We start from the raw sequence: 17,567 nt of genomic DNA, 5'->3' as shown, positions 1-17,567 counted from the left end.
CCGCTCTTAAGGTCGAGCCCATGACCGAGGCCACCCCTGCCACCGATGCCCCTGCTCGACCGTTTCGGCTCGCCGTTCTCGACGTGGGTGAGCCCGTGGCGCGCGTGGTGGCTGCGGTCGCCGACCTCGGGCGGCAGGGTGACGCTCCCTCGGTGACGACCGTCGTCGCGCACACCGGCGACGCGCCGTGGTTCGGCCGTGACGCCGACGAGACCCTGTCGCTCACCGCGGATCTCGCCGAGTTCGCCGGCGGCGCACCTCTTTCCGCGCGCACGGTGGTCGATGCGCTCCGCGAGGCCGGCGTCGACGGGGTCTGGCTCGGGTTGCTTCCCGCCGGCCTCGACCCGGTGGAGTTCACCGCTGTCTGTGAGGACGCGGGTCTCGGGGTCGCGGGTCCGTCGTCGCGGACACGCGCGCGCCTCGCCGACGTCGATGCGCTCGCCGCCGAGATCGGCCTGGGCCCCCTCGACCTCGCCGGCGCGCCGCGGGAGCGCACGCGCATCGTCGACGTCGACCTCGTGGCCTCGCCGGAGCGCGTCCTCACCCTGCCGCCGCGCGACATCGTCGTGCGTGACCACACGGACCTCCGCGGTGAGCCGCGTGCCCTCGTCGCCGAGTTCCCCGCCGCCGGCCTGCCGACCGAGGTCGAGTCGCGACTCGACGAGCTCACCCGCCGGCTCGCGCAGGTCACCGAGTATCGAGGCGGCGCGACGGTGCGCTACCGCGTCGCCGGCGACGGAACGATCGAGCTGCTCTCCGTCGACACCCTCGCGCGCGCCGACCAGGCGATTCTCGACGAGGCCCTGAGCACCCGCCTGCTGCAGATGCGCGTCGGGCTGTTGCTCGGGCTGCCCCTGGATGCGGAGTTGCCGCCCGTCGACGGCCACGCGATCGGGGTCACGCTGCTCGCGCGCGCCGACGAGCACGGCACCGCGACGACCTCGAAGCACCGGGTGCGGCTCGTCGACCTGCCGACCGGCATCGGCGTGCGGGCCGAGGTGAGTCCACGCGTCGGCGACGTCATCGGCACCCCCGGCGACGACGTCGTGACGAGCATCGGCGCGTGGGGCCGCGACCGCGAGCAGGCCCGCACCCGGCTCCTGCGTGCGCTCGAGCGCACGACGGTCGTCCTCGACGGGGCGGTGACGAACCGCTCCGAGCTGCTGCTGACCGTCGGCCATCCCGACCTCGCCGCCGCTCCGGTCGACGAGCTGTGGAGCGCACGCCGACGTGCCGAGCTCACCCCGGCCGCCGACCCGGTCGCGCTCGTCGCCGCGGCCGTCGAGGCCTACGAGGCGGATCTGGCCTCGGTGCGGGCGACCTTCCTCGCCAGCGCCGCTCGCGGACGCCCCGAGCGCCCGGAGGAGGTCGGCACCCGCCTCACCCTCGACTATCGAGGCGTCGACGTCGCCGTGGCGGTCGAGCGTCGCGGACCCGACAGCTACCACGTCGTTCTCACCCAGCCCGGAGCGTCGGCCGTCGAGGTCGACGTGCGCGACGAACGACTCGGTCGGTTCGAACGGCGCCTCACGTGCCGTGGTCGACGCCACCGCGTCGTCGCCACCGAACAGGGTGCCTCGATCCACCTCGAGATCGACGGCCTCGCCCACACCGTCACCCGCGAGGACGGCATGGCGGTGCGCACGCCCCGGCCCGCGCTCGTCGCCGAGCTGCACGTCGCCGTCGGTGACGAGGTCCGGGCCGGTCAGCAGGTCGCGACCCTGGAGTCGATGAAGATGCTCTCCAGCGTCGTCTCGCCGTACGACGGCATCGTCACCTCCGTCGGGGTGCTGCCCAACACGCAGGTCGAACGCGGCGCGACGTTGATGCGGGTGCGCGGCGAGATCGCCCAGGCGGACGCGCCCGGCGACGACCGCCTCGACCTCTCGACCCTCGCCGGTCCCGAGCCGGCCACGGCCGCTCCCGACGCCGTCGACGTCTATCACCGACTGCGCGACTACCTGCTCGGTTACGACCTCTCGGCCGCCGCCCTCAAGGCGCTGCTCGCCGAGCAGAAGGCGGTGGCGAGCGCGGCTGATCCGGGAGACGCTCCTCTCGTCGCCGCCGAGGACGCGCTGCTCGACCTCTACGCCGACCTCGCCTCCCTCTACCGCCCGCGCACCGAGGGTGAGGACGTCGACGCCGACGGTTTCGTCGAGTCGGCCGACACGCAGGAGTACTTCCTCGCGTTCCTCCAATGGCTCGACGCCGACCGCGCCGGCCTGCCGCAGCGGTACCGCGAGCGGCTGGCACGGGCACTGTCGCGCTACGGCGTTGACGGTCTCGCCCCCGGTCAGGAGCTCGACGCCGCGACGCTGTGGATGTTCCGGTCGTTCTCGCGGGTGCCGGTGCTCTCCGGCGCGATCACCACCGTGCTCGAGCGGCGCGTGCTCCACGCCACCGAGGTGCTGCCCGCGCTCGACGACGGGGCCCGCGGCCGGCTCGAACGTCTCGCGCTCGCCGCCGAGGGCCGCGCGCCGGCCGTAGCGTCCCTCGCCCGCGACACCGTCTTCGCGCTGTTCGAGGAGCCCACGCTCGAGGCGCTCGTCGAGGAGACGCGACGCCCCATCCTCGACCTCCTCGATCACCTCAAGACCGACGGTGCCCCGACTCCCGAGGCCAGGGCCGAGGCCGTGCGCGTGCTCGGCGAGTACCCGCACCCGCTGCGGGCCCAACTGCTGCAGAGCTGGATCGACAGCGAACCGAGCGACGCCGACCTGCGTGCGGTGCTGCTCGAGTCGTCGCTGCGCCGCTACTACCGGCAGCACGAGCTCGAGAACCTCACCGTCTCCGAGCACGGCGGCGTGCGCGTCGCCAGCGCCGACTACGTCCACGAAGGACGGCGCACGCACGTCGTCACCACGTACTCGGCGCTGCTCGACACCTACCGTCTCGGCGGCCCGGTTCGCGCCCACCTCGAGGCGTTCGACCTGCTCAGCGGGACCGAGGCCGAGGAGACCGACGTCGTCGTCGGCGTGCTGTCGTGGCGACGCAGCCCGATCCCCAGCCTCGACGACCTCGCCGAGGCCGCCCGTGCGGGACTCGAGAAGACCGACGTCGGACGCCCCATCTCCCGCGTCGACCTCACGGTCACCAGCCGCGCCGGCGTCGGCAAGGAGCACACCCGCACCCAGCACGTCTCGTTCATGCAGGACGGCACCGGTGCGTGGATCGAGCTGCCGATCTACCGCAACCTGCACCCGACGATGGCGGAGCGGCTCGACATCTGGCGGCTGTCGAACTTCACCCTCGAACGGCTCGCCTCGCCCGAGGACGTCTATCTCTTCCTCGGCGTCGCCCGCGACAACCCCTCCGACCGGCGACTGTTCGCGCTCGTCGAGGCCCGCGACCTCACCCGCGTCGTCGAGGGCGGCCGCCCCTCCTACCCGCGGCTGCAACGCCTCGGTCTCGAGGCGCTCGCGGCGATGCGATCGGCCCTCGCGACCTTCCCGCCCCGGCAGCGGCCGGCGGCCAACCGCCTGATGATCGTCGTCCGCCCCCCGTGGACCGTGCCCGCGGAGGAGTGGCCCGACCTCGCCCGCGACTACGAGCCGCTCGCCCGGGGCGTGGGCCTGGAGAAGGTCGTCGTCCACGTGCGCGTGCCCGACCCGGCCGGCGGCGACGAGCTCGTCGACCAGGTGATCTACGTCGAAGGCCTCGGGCGCCGCAGCGTCTCCGCCCGCATCGGCGACCCCGGCCCCAACCCGGTGCGACCGTTGACGCGGTACGCCCAGAAGGTGCTCACCGCCCGGCGATTCGGCGCGCCCTACCCGTACGAGATCATCCGGATGCTCACCCCCGGGCGCGACGAGGCGAGCGCCTTCCCGCCGGGGGAGTTCACCGAGCTCGACCTCGACGACACCGGCACCCGCCTTGTACCGGTACAACGGGAGGCAGCGGTGAACTCCGCCCACCTCGTCGTCGGCGAGATCACGACGTACACCGACGTCGTACCCGAGGGCATGACGCGCGTCGCGATCCTCTCCGACCCGACGCAGGGGCTCGGCAACCTCTCGGAGCCGGAGTGCGTGCGCATCAACGCCGCCCTCGCGCACGCGGCCGAGAAGAAGCTGCCGGTCGAGTGGTACGCGGTGTCCTCCGGCGCGCTCATCGCGCTCGACTCCGGCACCGAGAACATGGACTGGATCTCGCTCACCCTGCGTCGCATCATCGAGTTCACGCAGGCCGGCGGCGAGATCAACATCATCGTCACCGGCATCAACGTCGGCGGCCAGCCGTACTGGAACGCCGAGGCGACGATGCTCATGCACACCAAGGGCATCCTCATCATGACCCCGGCCAGCCAGATGGTGCTCACCGGCAAGCAGGCCCTCGACTTCTCCGGCGCGGTGTCGGCCGAGGACAACTCCGGCATCGGCGGCTACGACCGCATCATGGGCCCGAACGGCCAGGCCCAGTACTGGGCGCCGAGTTTCGAGGACGCCTGCGCGCTGCTGCTGCACCACTACGACTACTGCTACGTCGTTCCCGGAGAACGGTTCCCGCGTCGTCGCCCGACGATGGACACGCCCGCCCGAGACGTGCAGGAATCACCGCACGAGCTCATCGAGGCCTCGCCGTTCACGAGCGTGCGCGACGTGTTCGAGGGCAACCCCGAACGCAAGATGCCGTTCGACATGCGCTCGGTGATGCGGGCCGTGGCCGACGTCGACGACGACCCGCTGGAGCGGTGGAAGCACTGGCGCGACTCCGACACCTCGATCGTGTGGGACGCGACGATCGGCGGAATCCCGGTGTGCCTGCTGGGTCTCGAGTCGCACGCGGTGCCACGCACCGGCTTCGTGCCGAGCGACGGGCCGCCCGCGTGGACCTCGGGAACGTTGTTCCCGCAGGCCAGCCGCAAGACGGCCCGGGCCATCAACGCCGCCTCGGGCAACCGGCCGCTCGTCGTGCTCGCCAACCTCTCGGGCTTCGACGGCTCGCCCGAGTCGATGCGCAACTGGCAGCTCGAGTACGGCGCCGAGATCGGCCGGGCCGTGACCAACTTCGACGGGCCCATCGTGTTCGTCGTCGTCTCGCGTTACCACGGTGGCGCGTTCGTCGTGTTCTCCAAGCAGCTCAACGACCACATGCAGATCGCCGCGATCGAGGGCTCGCGGGCGTCGGTCATCGGCGGCGCCCCGGCGGCGGCCACGGTGTTCGCCCGCGAGGTGAAGAAGCGCACGATGGCCGACCCGCGGGTCGTCGCCGCGACCGAGGCGGTCAAGGGCGCGGCGGGCGCGGGCGCGGGGGAGGCCCGCGCGGAACTCGCCGACATCACCGCCCGCGTGCGCAGCGAGAAGCTCGGCGAGATGGCGGAGGAGTTCGACGCGATCCACTCCGTCGAGCGTGCCCTGCGCGTCGGCTCGGTCGACGAGATCATCGCGCCGGAGGACCTGCGTCCGTGGATCATCCGCGCCCTGGAGGCGGGCATGGCCGAGTTCGCCTGAGCACTCGATCGCTCGAACAGGCGGTTTCACCCGGTTCCACGGGGTGAAACCGCCTGTTCGAGCGTGCGGGTGCGGAGCGAGAGGAACGGGAGTCTGGGTGAGACCTCGGTGTGGTGCGACGATGGCGGTGGTCGTCCTCCACGAAGGGTGAGCTCGTGCTGTTCGTCGTTCTCGCGTTGATCTTCAACACGGCCGTGCTCGCGCTGGTGACACGACGCATGGTCGGGGTGCCGGTGGGGTGGCCGCGCACCATCCTCATCTCCGCCGTCTACGCCGTGCTCGGCAACTCGGTGCTCACCCTCCTCGGGCGCAGGCTGGGGGTCATCCGGGCCGACGGCACCTACGTCTCGGATATCCCGCCCGAACTCGTCGGCGGCATCCTCCTGCTGCTCCTCGCCTGGGGAGTGGCGTTCGGCGTGGCGACCCTCGTCGTGCTCGAGGTCATCGTTCCCACCGGCAGCCTGCCCGATCCGGTCGTCATGCTGCGAGGGCTGCCGGCGCGCGTGCGTCGGCAACGCCGGTACGTCCAGATCCTGCAGATCGCGACCAAGCGTGGCCTCGGTGGATGGTTCGGTCTCGGTGCGCACCACGATGTCGACGACTCCCTGCGCGTCTCGCGGGCTCTGCGGCTCGCGCTCTCCGACGCCGGGGTGACGTTCGTCAAGTTCGGCCAGATGCTCTCGACACGGGCCGACCTCATCGGTGACGACTTCGCGCGCGAACTCGGGCATCTCACGAGCGACGTCGCGCCCGAGCCGTGGGAACGCCTGCGCGAGACGCTCGCCGCCCATCTCGGCCGGCCCATCGAGGAGGTCTTCGCCGAGATCGACCCGACGCCCCTGGCCGCCGCCTCCGTCGGCCAGGTACACGCCGGAAAGCTCGTCGACGGCTCCGACATCGTCATCAAGATCCAGCGTCCCGGAGCGTCGGCGCAGGTCGCCGCCGACCTCGACATCATTCGTCGCCTGGCCCGGGGCCTCGATCGACGCACCGCCTGGGGGCGCGACCTCGACGTGCTCGGGCTCGTCGAGGGCTTCGCCGAGAGTCTCGACGAGGAACTCGACTACCGCGTCGAGGCCGACAACGCGCACGCCGTCGCGGCGAGCATGCCGCGGCGCGGCGATGTGCGGGTTCCCACCGTCCGCACCGATCTGTCGGGTCGCGAGGTGCTCGTAATGGAGCGGATCCACGGCGTCCCCATCACTCGGGCCCGCGACCGCCTCGCCGAGCTCACCCCCGACCACCGCGCTCACCTCGCCGAGGCGCTCCTCGCGGTCGTGCTGCGGCAGATCATCGACACCGGCGTGTTCCACGCCGACCTCCACGGCGGCAACGTGCTTCTCGAGGACGACGGCCGTCTGGCCCTCCTCGACCTCGGCTCGGTCGGGCGGCTCGACCGCTCGACCCGCGACGGGGTCGCCAGGCTGCTGCTGGCCGTCGACCACGACGACTCGATCGCCGCGACCGACGCCCTCCTGCTCCTGCTCGATCGCCCGCTCGACCTCGACGACCGCGCCCTGGAACGCGAGATCGGCTCGCTCATGGTTCGCGCGCGCCACGGCGGCCACGCCCTCGACGTGTTCGGCGAACTGTTCCACGTCGTCGTGCGGCACGGATTCTCGGTGCCCGGTCAGATGGCGGCGGTGTTCCGGTCCCTGGGCGCGCTGGAGGGCACGCTCGCCGACATCGACCCCGGGATGAACCTCATCGACACCGCGCGAGAGGTCGGCGGAGACCTGTTCCTCGAACGCCTGCGCCCCAGCGAGGTGCGGCGCACCCTCGAATCCCGTCTACTGCAAGCCGTTCCGCTGCTCGAGCGCATCCCCCGACGCATCGACGCCGTGGGGCGCCGGCTCGAGGACGGCGATCTCAGCGTGCGCGTGCGACTGCTCGACGACCCGCGCGACCGGGCCTTCGTCACCGAGTTGGTGCGTGAAGTGACGACCTCGATCATCGCGGCCGCCTGCGCGCTGCTCGCCGCGGTCTTTCTCGTGGGGGGATCGACCGGCCCTGAGGTCGCGCCCGGGTTGCCCTTGTACCCGCTCCTGGGCGCGACGTTCCTGCTGTTCGCGTTCGTGCTGGCCGCGCGGGTGCTGGCGCTGGCGCTTGGACCGCGGGATCGCCGTGAAGTCCAACGGGATTCGAGGTCGGATCGCCCCGGCCGCCGCCGATGAGGAACGGGAGGGGTTCCCGGCGGTGAAGGGGTGGGCGTCGTGCACGAGCCGACGAGACGCGCCGTGCTGCTCGGCTCCCTGACGACCGCCCTCACCGCCTGCTCGTTCGGCTCGAATCCTCTCGGCCCGGGTGGCGGCGAGCAACGCCCGCCCGGCGCGGATCGCTCACCCCGCCCGCGGAGCGTGGGGGGCCTGCGCTGCCTGGCTCGCCAGGACGGCACGACGCTGCGGCTGCACACGGCCGGCGGCGACATCACATTCTGGTCGGGGGTCAACCTCGGCAGTACGACCCCCGGCCACAGCCCCGGAGAGCTCGCCGTCACGGCGGAGGACTACCGCCGGTGGTTCTCGATGATGGGCTCGCTCGGGGTGCGGGTCGTGCGCATCTACACGATCCACCCGCCGCACATGTACGCCGAGCTGAAGCGGTACAACGAGGCGAACCCGAGCAACCCCCTCTATCTCGTGCACGGCATCTACCTGCCCGACGAGTCCTACCTCGAGCATCACGACCTGTTCGCCGAGGAGCCGACCGCGGCGATGGTCGCGGAGATCCGGGACGCGAGCGCGGCGGTGCACGGCACTCTGACGCGGCCGGTGCGGCGGGGGCGGGCGTCGGGAACGTGGACCGCGGACGTCTCGCCGTGGGTCGCGGCGTGGATCGTCGGCGTCGAGTGGGACCCGGAGGCGGGGCACGCCTCCGACGTGAAGAACGCGCAGGCGCCGGGGCATTCGGGCCGCTACTTCTCCTCGACCAAGGACGCCTCGCCGACCGAGCGCTGGATCGCCGCGCGTCTGGACGAGTTGGCGACGCACGAGGCGTCGGCGGGGGTGAGCGTGCCCATCGCCCACGCCAACTGGCCGACGGCCGACCCCCTGCGGCACCCGAACGAGCCGCTGGCCACCGAGGACCTCCTGGGCGTCGACGCCAACCACGTGGTCGCCTCGCCGCAGTGGCCGGGCGGCACGTTCGCGAGCTACCACGCCTACCCGTACTACCCGGATTTCCAGCTCCTCCAGCCCTCCTACGCCGGCACCGACGACCCCTACCGCGCCTACCTGCTCGACCTCGCGCGACACCACGCGGGGCTGCCGGTGATGGTGAGCGAGTTCGGGGTGCCGTCCGCGCTCGGCGCCGCCCACCGCGGCTCCCTGCGCCGTGACCAGGGCCGCCACACCGAGCAGGAGGCGATGCGGATGAACGCCGAGATGCTCCGGATGCTCGCCGGCGCCCACCTCGCGGGGGGACTCGTCTTCGAGTGGCTCGACGAGTGGTTCAAGTTCACGTGGAACACGGCTCCGCGGCAGGCCCCCGTCGACGGCGAGCGTCGGGCGCTCTGGCACGACGTGTTGACGAACGAGCAGTTCTTCGGGCTGGTCGCGCACGACCCGACGCCGGTCGGTCGCCGCACGCCGCACGAGTCCCAGAGTGGGGTGCGTCGCATCGAGGTCGACCACGACGCCTCGTGGCTGCACCTGCGCCTCGACCTCGATCCCGGGCGGGTCGTGCTGGGCTTCGACGTCGTGCCCGGCGGCGGCCTCCCGCTGCCCGGCGGCGGAGGCGCACCCGTGCAGGACGTCGCGGTCGTCGTCGATCCGCAGGCGCGGACGGCCGTGTGCCTCGTGCGCGGCGAGCTCGACCCGGTCCGGCTCGACGGTCTGCCGGCGTCGGCGGTGCCGCGCGCCGATGCCGACGGCTGGTCGATGCAGCGCCTCACCCTCAACCGGCCCTACGTCGTCCCCGGCCTCGGACGGTCGCTCGCCGCCGACTTTCTTGAGGTCGGCCGCCTCGTCGAGGGCGACTGGGACGCCGGCCGGGGGAACACGCTCGCGACCTGGCGCTACGACCCCGGCGGTGGCGCCGGCGGGGGAGCCACGCTGCGGCTGCGACTGCCCTGGGGGCTGCTCCCGTTCGCCGACCCGTCCTCGCGCACCGTCGTCGTCCCGACGCCCGCGAAGGGGCCCGCCCCCACCGGATCGGCCAAGTTGGAGGAGACCCCGACGGGGGTGCGCGTCGACGGTCTGCGTCTCACCGTCTCCCCTTCCGGGGGCGATCCCGTGACCGTGCCGATCACGTGGGAGACGTGGAACACCGCCTCCTACACCGAGCGCCTCAAACCGGGGCTCGACGGCCTCTCCCGGGCGTTCCGGGAGCTGACCGGCTGACTGGCCGTGAATCCCCTTCACGGCGGGGCGAGCGACCATCGCGGCCGGGCTCGAGTGCCTGTCCGGTCACCGGATGCCCGTGGGTGAAAACGCCTGTTCGAGCGGTTCTTGTCGGTCGGCCACGGTTACCGCGCCGCGGTCACGGTCCACGTTCGCGTCACCCGGTCACCGTCCACGTTCGCCTCACCGCTCGTTCAGGCCTGCGTCGTGGGCGAGGATCGCGACCTGGACCCGGTTGAGATCGAGCTTGGTGAACACGTGCGCGAGGTGCGCCTTGACCGTCGCCTCCGACAGGTAGAGCTCGGCCGCGATCTCGGCGTTGGACAGTCCGCGGGCGACGGCGGCCGCGACCTGCTGTTCACGTTCGCTGAGCACCGCCAGCCGGGCGCGGGCCTCATCGCCTCGCGCCCCGCCGCCCGCGTACCGGTCGATGAGGGCTCGGGTGTGATCCGGCGCCAGCATCGCCCGGCCCGCCGCGACCGTGCGCACGGCGTCGGCCAGTTCACGCGGTGGGGTGTCCTTGAGCAGGAATCCGATCGCCCCCGCTCGCAGTGCTCCGAAGACGTATTCGTCGGCCCTGAACGTCGTGATGACGAGGACCTGGGGCGGGTCGGGCAGGGCGCGGATCCGTTGGGTCGCGGCGATGCCGTCGACACCGGGCATGCGGATGTCCATGAGCACGACGTCCGGACGCGACCGCGCGACCGCCTCGACGCCGGCCTCACCGTCGGCGGCCTCGGCGACGACCTCGGCGACGACCTCGATGTCGTCGGCCGCCGAGAGGATCATCGACAGTCCTGCGCGGACGAGCGCGTCGTCGTCGACGAGCAGCACGCGGATCATCGGATCGGCTCCTCGCGCGACGTGGGGGAGTCGTCGTCGCGCACGGACCACGGAAACCACGCCTCCACCCGGAACACCCCGTCTCGCATCCCGGCGCCGAAAACGCCCCCGGCCAGTCTGACCCGCTCGGCGAGGCCGGTGAGCCCCGTCCCACCCGAGGACTCGACCGCCGTGGATGCGACCGTCGAGGACTCGACCGCCGGGGACTCGGCCGGGTTCTCGATGAGAAGGTCGACCCCACGCCCCGGTTCACCCGAGAGCCGCACCTGCACCGGAGACCGCGGCGCATGACGGTGGGCGTTGGTCAGGCTCTCGGTGAGCACCCGGTGGATCGCCCGCCCGGCGCTCGCGTCGACATCGGCGACGTCGAGACGGGTCGTCACGGCGTCCTCGAGGTCGATCCTCGCCCCCGCGTCGAGATATCGCGCCACGAGGCCCGGCACCTCGGCGAGCCCCGGGCCGGGCTCGCGGGGCGCCGCGTCCTCCTCCAGCGCGCCGATCACGCTGCGCAGATCCTCCAGCGCCTCACGAGCCGTGAGGCGGATGCGGCCCGCCTCCCGCTCGATGACGTCGGCACCGGCAGCGGGGTTCACCTCGAGTGCCCCCGCCTGCATCGTGAGCAGCGAGATCTTGTGGCCGAGGACGTCGTGCATCTCCCGGGCGATCCGCGCTCGCTCGAGCAGCACGGCCTCCCGCGCCCGGGAGGCGCGCTCCGACTCCGCCCGCAGCGCCCGATCCTCGAGGCTGGCGAGAAGCTCCCGGCGGGTGCGGATCGACGTGCCGACGAGCACGCACATGAAGACGATGAGCAGGTGAGCGGCCCAGTTGGCCGCGGCGTTCTCCACCAGTGTCGGGGTTCCGTCGGCCCGTGAGATCTCGACCGTGCCGCCGCTCGCCATGGACGGGACGAGGATGACGAGAAACCGCGGCCGCCACGAAGACCCACACCCCGCGGTCACGGCGTCGGGCCGTCAACGAGACGATGGCCACGTAGACCAGCGCCGGACCCACGAGGGGAACGGCGAGCAGCGAGACCACGGGCAGCATCCACGGGTGACGCACGCGGAGGCACGCCGCCAGTGCGGCGACGACGCCCAGCAGGGCCGCCACCACCCGCATCGGCGCCGTGAAGTCGAGGATCGGCCCGACGACGCTGAGGACGACGACCGCGACGTACACGGACGTCCGCAGCGCGAAGTTCGCTCGCTCGCCCAGTGGTCGCACGTCTCGACCATACGAGCCCCGCGGCCCGGGAGACATCGCCCGAACGGCTCATGCGTGTGCCGCCGGCATCATCCCTTCGGACCTGCGGAAAGACCCGTCCGGCAGATGCCACGCCCGGTGGTGCCCGGCCACCGTGGAGTCATGATCGAGCTCACCGGCCTCACCAAGACCTTCGGCGACCACCGCGCCGTCGACGACCTCACGTTCACCGCACCCTCGGGCCGCGTCACCGGATTCCTCGGCCCCAACGGTGCCGGCAAGTCGACCGCCCTCCGCATGGTCTGCGGACTCAGCCGCCCCGACAGCGGAACGGCGACGGTCGACGGGACGAGGTTCACCGACCTCCCCAGGCCGGCGCGGGTGGCCGGCGTCATGCTCGACGCCTCGGCCCAGCACCCCGGTCGCACGGGTGCGGAGGCCCTGCGGCTCGCGGCCATGGCCGCCGGTGTCGACACCTCCACGGTGGCGCCGATGCTCGAACGCGTCGGGCTCGCGGACGCCGGAGGTAAACGGGTCGGCGCCTACTCCCTCGGGATGCGGCAACGCCTCGGCATCGCCTCCGCGCTCATCGGCGACCCGCACGTGCTCATCCTCGACGAGCCCGCCAACGGTCTCGACCCCGAGGGGATCCACTGGATGCGCGGCCTGCTCGACGACTTCGCCGCCGACGGCGGCACCGTGCTGCTGTCGTCGCACCTGCTCACGGAGGTCCAGGCGATCGCCGACCGGGTGGTCGTCCTGCACCGGGGGCGCCTCGTGATGGAGGGCGACACCGACGCTCTGCGCGGCGAGGCCACACAGCAGCTCGTGCAGAGCACCGACCTCGACGCCCTGACGTCGGTGCTCGACGAGGCCGGCATCTCCCATGAAGCCGGCAACGCCGGGCTGATCGTCGACGCGCCGCCCGCCTCGATCGGCGAGCTCGCCCTCACGCACCGACTCGTGCTCACCCGGCTCGAACCCTCGGGCGGCGACCTCGAGTCGGCCTTCCTCGCCCTCACCCGCAGCGCTTGATCGCCCCGCGCGAAGACCCACCGAACGGAGACCCCGATGGCATCCACCGCCCTCGCCGCACGCACCACCACGACGCAGACGCCGATCCCCATGGCGACTCGCATCCACATCGAGTTGCGCAAGCTCGTCGACACCCGGGCGTCCCTGGGTCTGCTGGCCCTGACCTGCGGTCTCACGCTGCTCGTCATCGGCCTGACCGGTGTCTTCGACGGTCGCGACGCCGACCTGCGCACGCTGATCAACGAGGGCTCGGCCCCCCTGGTGTTCCTCCTGCCGATCGTGGCGATCCTTGCCATCGCCGGCGAGTGGCGGCACCGGACGGCGTTGTTCACCTACGCCTTCGACCCGAGACGTTCACGGGTGCTCACGGCCAAGCTCATCGCCCTCGTCATCCTCATCCTCGGCGTGGTCGTGCTCGCCGTCGGCACGAGCCTGCTCGTGCTCGCCCTGCTCGGGGCGCCGATGCCCGGTGCGCGGGAGACGACCGAGGTCACCGGCGCCCTCCTGTGGTCGATCGGAGGGATGACGCTGGTCGGTGCGGCCCTCGGCGCGGCTCTGCTCAGCGCGCCGCTGGCGCTGGCGGTCCTCCTCCTTCTTCCCCAGATCGTCCCTCAGCTCCTCGGCACCTGGACTCTCACCGCCCCGGCGGCTCCGTACGTCGACGTCTACGCGACGTTCCTCGGCGGCATGTCAGGTCGCGGCGCCGCCGAGGCGCCGGCCGTCGTGTCGGCGATCGTGCTGTGGATCGTCGTGCCGCTGGCGGTCGGGTTCGTCCGCAACGCGCGACGCGACGTCTGAGCGGCGCCCGGCGCAGGTGCTCACCGCTACGCGCGACCGAGGTGCCGCAGCCACTCCTCGTCGGCGTCCTGAGCACGGATGCAGGAGACGGTGAGCCGAGAGTGCAGGGAGGAGCCGCGGAGGACGGCCGCGGCGACCGCCGTGAGGTGGCGGTCGCCGAGGTAGGTGAGCAGCGGGGCGATGTCGCCGACGTCGGCGGGTGCCAGTCGGCCGACCGTGACACCGTCGAGGAGGACGCTGATCCCGCGGATGCCCTGACCGCGGTGAGGAGAGGCCTCGGCCACGAGGGTGACCGCCAGCCACACGTCCTCGCCGGGTCGCGCGTAGCGGCGCAGCAACCGAGCGGCGGGATCCTCGGTGACGTCGTCACCGGTCGAATCACCGGTCGAATCACCTTCTATGGCAACCCGTTTCGGCAGCCCAGGAGTGTTGCCCGGCCGGCTCGACGCCCCGGTCAGCACCGTGAGTGGCATCCCGTGCGGCAGGACGACGCCGGCCGGCACGTCGTTGACCGGCACGAGACCCTCCGGCTCGGGCAGGGCGATGTCGAGGCCCGCCGGCATGAGGAAGGCCTGGGTGCGCACGTCGACGCCTTGCACGGCGAGGGCGGCGAGCCGCGGACCGTAGTCGAGCACGGCGTCTCCACCGAGATCGCCCACGTGCTCGTCCTCGACGAAGACGGCGACGTCGTAGGGGTGGTGAGGGCCGGCGAGGTCCGAGGCGAGCACGGCCCGCAACAGAGGGCCGCGGCGACGCACACGGTCGAGGGCGGGTGCCTCCGCCGTCCCGGTGACGACGCGGACGCGCCGCGTCGCCGGGGCCCAGACGTCGGCGGGACGTCCGGCGGGCGGGGGGACGAGACGGGGAATGACCGGCTCCCCGTCGCGGGCGCTCGACGACGGCGCCTCGGAGGCCTCGACGTGAGGACTCCCCGAGGGCAGTCGGTCACGCGGTGGGTCGGGGAGAATGACCGGCTCCCCGTCGCGGGCGCTCGACGACGGCGCCTCGGAGGCCTCGACGTGAGGACTCCCCGAGGGCAGTCGGTCACGCGGTGGGTCGGGGATCGGGATGGGGGGCAGGACGTCACGGTCGTCGAACGGGTCGGCAGGCGGGGGTGTCCGTTTGCCCAGGGCGGCCAGCCCCACCGCGACGGCGAGCATCGTCAGCGACGGCACGACCTGCCGCAGGAGCAGCAGCACCCCACCGACCATCCCGGCGACGACGGCGAGGTGGAGGAAGACGGCGCCGATGTCGACTCGGCGGCGGTCCATACGGCACCTCCTCCCGGGAGCGGTCGATGCTCCCCATGATGCCCTGACGATCGCCGCGACGGACCCGGCGGATCCGCCGCAGCCGCAGGGTCGCAGGTGACCGACGCCACCGCCGCCGGCCCGGTGGCGCGCCGAGACGTCGGATCCGCGGCTCGTATCGTCGTCGCCATGAATCTCGACCTCACCACCGATCGTCTGCCGGCCGGGTGGACCTCTCGCGACCCCGACGAACGCGACATCGCCCCGCTCGCGATGCTCCGCGCGGCCGTGGCCCGTGCGGCGACGGGCTCCGGCGTGCCCGACGTCGAGGCCGTGCTCGCGGAGATCGCCGACATCGGCTCGTGGACGCGACGGCAGGTCGCCGTGTTCGACGAGCTCGGACAGGCCCGGGGGTGGGCGGCGGTGCACGACCGTGCAGCGGGTCGCACCCTCACCCACGTCACCATCGACCCGAGACTCGAGGACGCGATCGCCGACCGCCTCGCCGAGACCCTCTTCCGCTGGTGCGTCGAGGCGAGCAGGTCCTTCACCCTTCTGCGCGGGCTGAACAGCACCCAGCTCGACACCGGCGCGTACGAGGGCGACGAGCGCCAGCGGCGCTGGCTCGAGGCGGCCGGGTTCCGCCGGACGCGACGCTGGCTGCAGATGTCGCGTCCGGTCACCGAGGAGGAGTCGGCGTTCCCGGAGCCGCGCGAGGGGGTCGAGATCCGCAGGGTCCGCCTCCGCCTCAACGGCAACCCGTTCGCCATCGACGTGCAGGCCGTCCATTGGGTGCTCGAGACGTCGTTCGAGGACCACTTCAACGCCTACCGCGAGAGCTTTCCCGAGTTCGTCCACCGTCTCATGGAGGAGCCGGGACACGCCTGGGACCAGTGGTGGCTCGCGACGATCCGGGAGAAGAACGGGCAGGAGCGACCGGCCGGTGCCGTCGTCTGCACCATGCTCGCGCCGGACGCGACCGACTCCTTCGGCAGCTACATCGACTACATCGGCGTGCATCGCGACGCCCGGGGCATGGGTGTCGCGAAGGGCCTGCTCGGGACCGTCATCGCCGACACCGCGAGCCGCGATCGCAACCGCGTCGGTCTCGAGGTCGACGACGCGTCCCCGACCGGCGCCGACGGCCTCTACCGCTCGATGGGGTGGGAGACCAAGTACGTCACCGAATCCTGGCACCGCGACGTGACGTACTGAGACCGACCGAGAACTGCGCGGTTCCTCCCGGGAGATGCGAAGACGGCCGTTCCGCGCTTCTCGACAGGCTCGGTGAGGTGACCGGCCGGGCCGCGGATCCGGGTGGCCCGAGCGGCCGAGGGTGACGTTCGGGTGGTGCAGGATGAGCGCATGCCGGACCCGACCGATGCCCCGCCCTCACCCCGAGTCTCCGTTCGCGGCCGGGTCGAGCCCTTCCACGTCATGGAGGTGCTCAAGGCGGCCGGCCGCCGCGCGGCGACGCACGGTGACGTCATCGCCCTGTGCGTCGGACAGCCGTCGACCCCCGCACCGCGCGTCGTGCGCGAGACCGCGGCCCGCGCCCTGGAGAGCGAGGTTCTCGGCTACTGCGACGCGCTCGGGCTGCCGAGGCTGCGCGAGGCCATCGCCGAGCACTACCGCTCGACGTACGGCGTCGCGCTCGCACCCGAGCGCGTCGCGGTGACGACCGGCTCCTCCGGCGGATTCACCGCCGTGTTCCTCGCCGCGTTCGACGTGGGCGACGTCGTGCTCATGGCGCGGCCCGGTTATCCGGCCTACCGCAACACGCTCTCCGCCCTCGGGTGCCGCGTCGTCGAACTCGACTGCGGGGAGCAGACGCGGTTCCAGCCCACCGCCGAGATGCTCGAGGAGTACGCGCGTGAGCACGGCGCCCCGGCCGGACTCATCCTCGCCTCCCCGGCCAACCCCACCGGCACCCTCGTCCCCGCGACGGAACTCGAGGCGATCGCCCGTTGGTGCGACGCCCACGGCACGCTGCTCATCAGCGACGAGATCTACCACGGCATCACCTTCGACGAACCCGCCCACAGCGCAGCGGAGTTCAGCTCGAACGCGGTCGTCGTCGGCTCGTTCAGCAAGTACTACTCGATGACGGGCTGGCGCGTGGGGTGGGTCGTGCTGCCGGACGAGCTCGTGCGCCCGGTCGAACTGCTGCTCGGCAACCTCAACATCTGCGCCCCGGTGATCTCCCAGGTGGCGGCGCTCGCGGCGTTCTCACCGGAGGCCACAGCCGAACTCGACTCGCACGTGAGCCGATACGCGCGCAACCGCGATCTGGTGCTTCGGCGGCTGCCAGAAATCGGGGTGAGCGGGCTCGCGCCGGTGGACGGAGCCTTCTACGCTTACGCCCACGTCGCGCACCTCACCGACGACTCCGCCCGCTGGTGCGAGGAGGTGCTCGATGCGACCGGGGTGGCGATCACCCCGGGAATCGACTTCGCCCCTGCCCGCTCCGATCACCCCAGTCCGCTCGACGGCACCCGATTCGTCCGCATCAGCTTCGCCGGCACCACGGACGAGATCGACGAGGCGTTCACCCGCCTCGCCCGGTTCGTCGGCAGCCGCTGACCTCCACCCCTCCACCCCCACAGGAGACGACGTTGTCCACCTCAGCACTGACGCCCGACGAGGCG

At 72.3% G+C, this 17,567-nt stretch carries 10 protein-coding genes; 7 read left to right on the top strand and 3 right to left on the bottom strand.

The window, feature by feature from the left end; translation table 11 throughout:
* The first annotated feature begins 20 nt into the window (after nucleotides 1-20).
* The 3 genes from BN1197_RS04250 (at nucleotide 21) to BN1197_RS04240 (ending at nucleotide 9,790) form a co-directional block, all read left to right on the top strand.
* Nucleotides 21-5,450, top strand: coding sequence for a carboxyl transferase domain-containing protein (locus BN1197_RS04250; RefSeq protein ID WP_052465969.1), 5,430 nt, complete (start codon nucleotides 21-23; stop codon nucleotides 5,448-5,450).
* Between the two features lie 155 nt (nucleotides 5,451-5,605).
* Complete coding sequence (locus tag BN1197_RS04245; RefSeq protein WP_217991147.1) at nucleotides 5,606-7,624, top strand: ABC1 kinase family protein; 2,019 nt, start codon at nucleotides 5,606-5,608, stop codon at nucleotides 7,622-7,624.
* Between the two features lie 39 nt (nucleotides 7,625-7,663).
* Nucleotides 7,664-9,790 carry a hypothetical protein gene (locus tag BN1197_RS04240; protein ID WP_217991146.1) on the top strand — a complete coding sequence of 709 codons (2,127 nt, stop codon included), beginning with the start codon at nucleotides 7,664-7,666 and terminating at the stop codon, nucleotides 9,788-9,790.
* Nucleotides 9,791-9,973: 183 nt separating this feature from the next.
* Here BN1197_RS04240 and BN1197_RS04235 read toward each other — a convergent pair whose 3' ends face one another.
* Nucleotides 9,974-10,633 (bottom strand): response regulator transcription factor, encoded by a 660-nt coding sequence (locus BN1197_RS04235; RefSeq protein WP_040156364.1) that lies wholly within the window; start codon nucleotides 10,631-10,633, stop codon nucleotides 9,974-9,976.
* A complete protein-coding gene (locus BN1197_RS04230; RefSeq protein ID WP_052465966.1) occupies nucleotides 10,630-11,532 on the bottom strand; it encodes a sensor histidine kinase in 903 nt (300 codons plus the stop codon). Before BN1197_RS04230 ends, BN1197_RS04235 begins: the two co-directional genes overlap by 4 nt.
* Before the next feature lie 466 nt (nucleotides 11,533-11,998).
* Here BN1197_RS04230 and BN1197_RS04225 point away from each other — a divergent pair, with 466 nt between their 5' ends.
* Both BN1197_RS04225 and BN1197_RS04220 read left to right on the top strand, forming a co-directional pair.
* Nucleotides 11,999-12,871: an ABC transporter ATP-binding protein gene (locus tag BN1197_RS04225; protein WP_040156362.1), complete on the top strand. Its 873-nt coding sequence runs from the start codon at nucleotides 11,999-12,001 to the stop codon at nucleotides 12,869-12,871.
* Nucleotides 12,872-12,907: 36 nt separating this feature from the next.
* Nucleotides 12,908-13,669 carry an ABC transporter permease subunit gene (locus BN1197_RS04220; protein ID WP_040156360.1) on the top strand — a complete coding sequence of 254 codons (762 nt, stop codon included), beginning with the start codon at nucleotides 12,908-12,910 and terminating at the stop codon, nucleotides 13,667-13,669.
* Nucleotides 13,670-13,695: 26 nt separating this feature from the next.
* Here BN1197_RS04220 and BN1197_RS04215 read toward each other — a convergent pair whose 3' ends face one another.
* Nucleotides 13,696-14,940: a hypothetical protein gene (locus tag BN1197_RS04215; protein ID WP_040156359.1), complete on the bottom strand. Its 1,245-nt coding sequence runs from the start codon at nucleotides 14,938-14,940 to the stop codon at nucleotides 13,696-13,698.
* 96 nt (nucleotides 14,941-15,036) lie between these two features.
* Between BN1197_RS04215 and BN1197_RS04210 the strand changes: the two genes are divergently transcribed.
* Nucleotides 15,037-16,134 (top strand): GNAT family N-acetyltransferase, encoded by a 1,098-nt coding sequence (locus BN1197_RS04210; RefSeq protein ID WP_245851817.1) that lies wholly within the window; start codon nucleotides 15,037-15,039, stop codon nucleotides 16,132-16,134.
* A 150-nt stretch (nucleotides 16,135-16,284) separates the two neighbouring features.
* Nucleotides 16,285-17,502 (top strand): pyridoxal phosphate-dependent aminotransferase, encoded by a 1,218-nt coding sequence (locus BN1197_RS04205; protein ID WP_040156704.1) that lies wholly within the window; start codon nucleotides 16,285-16,287, stop codon nucleotides 17,500-17,502.
* Nucleotides 17,503-17,567: the final 65 nt, after the last annotated feature.

The organism is Mobilicoccus massiliensis, assembly GCF_000826525.2.
Lineage (GTDB): Bacteria > Actinomycetota > Actinomycetes > Actinomycetales > Dermatophilaceae > Mobilicoccus > Mobilicoccus massiliensis.
Note: the sequence above shows the minus strand (reverse complement) of the source record. Positions and strands in the feature narration are given on the sequence as shown.

What these genes read in the sequence shown, in the direction of transcription:
- BN1197_RS04250 (WP_052465969.1), top strand. Translation starts at nt 21, where the DNA reads ATGACCGAGGCCACCCCTGCCACCGATGCCCCTGCTCGACCGTTTCGG.
- BN1197_RS04235 (WP_040156364.1), bottom strand. Translation starts at nt 10,633, where the DNA reads ATGATCCGCGTGCTGCTCGTCGACGACGACGCGCTCGTCCGCGCAGGA.
- BN1197_RS04230 (WP_052465966.1), bottom strand. Translation starts at nt 11,532, where the DNA reads ATGGCGAGCGGCGGCACGGTCGAGATCTCACGGGCCGACGGAACCCCG.
- BN1197_RS04225 (WP_040156362.1), top strand. Translation starts at nt 11,999, where the DNA reads ATGATCGAGCTCACCGGCCTCACCAAGACCTTCGGCGACCACCGCGCC.
- BN1197_RS04220 (WP_040156360.1), top strand. Translation starts at nt 12,908, where the DNA reads ATGGCATCCACCGCCCTCGCCGCACGCACCACCACGACGCAGACGCCG.
- BN1197_RS04215 (WP_040156359.1), bottom strand. Translation starts at nt 14,940, where the DNA reads ATGGACCGCCGCCGAGTCGACATCGGCGCCGTCTTCCTCCACCTCGCC.
- BN1197_RS04205 (WP_040156704.1), top strand. Translation starts at nt 16,285, where the DNA reads ATGCCGGACCCGACCGATGCCCCGCCCTCACCCCGAGTCTCCGTTCGC.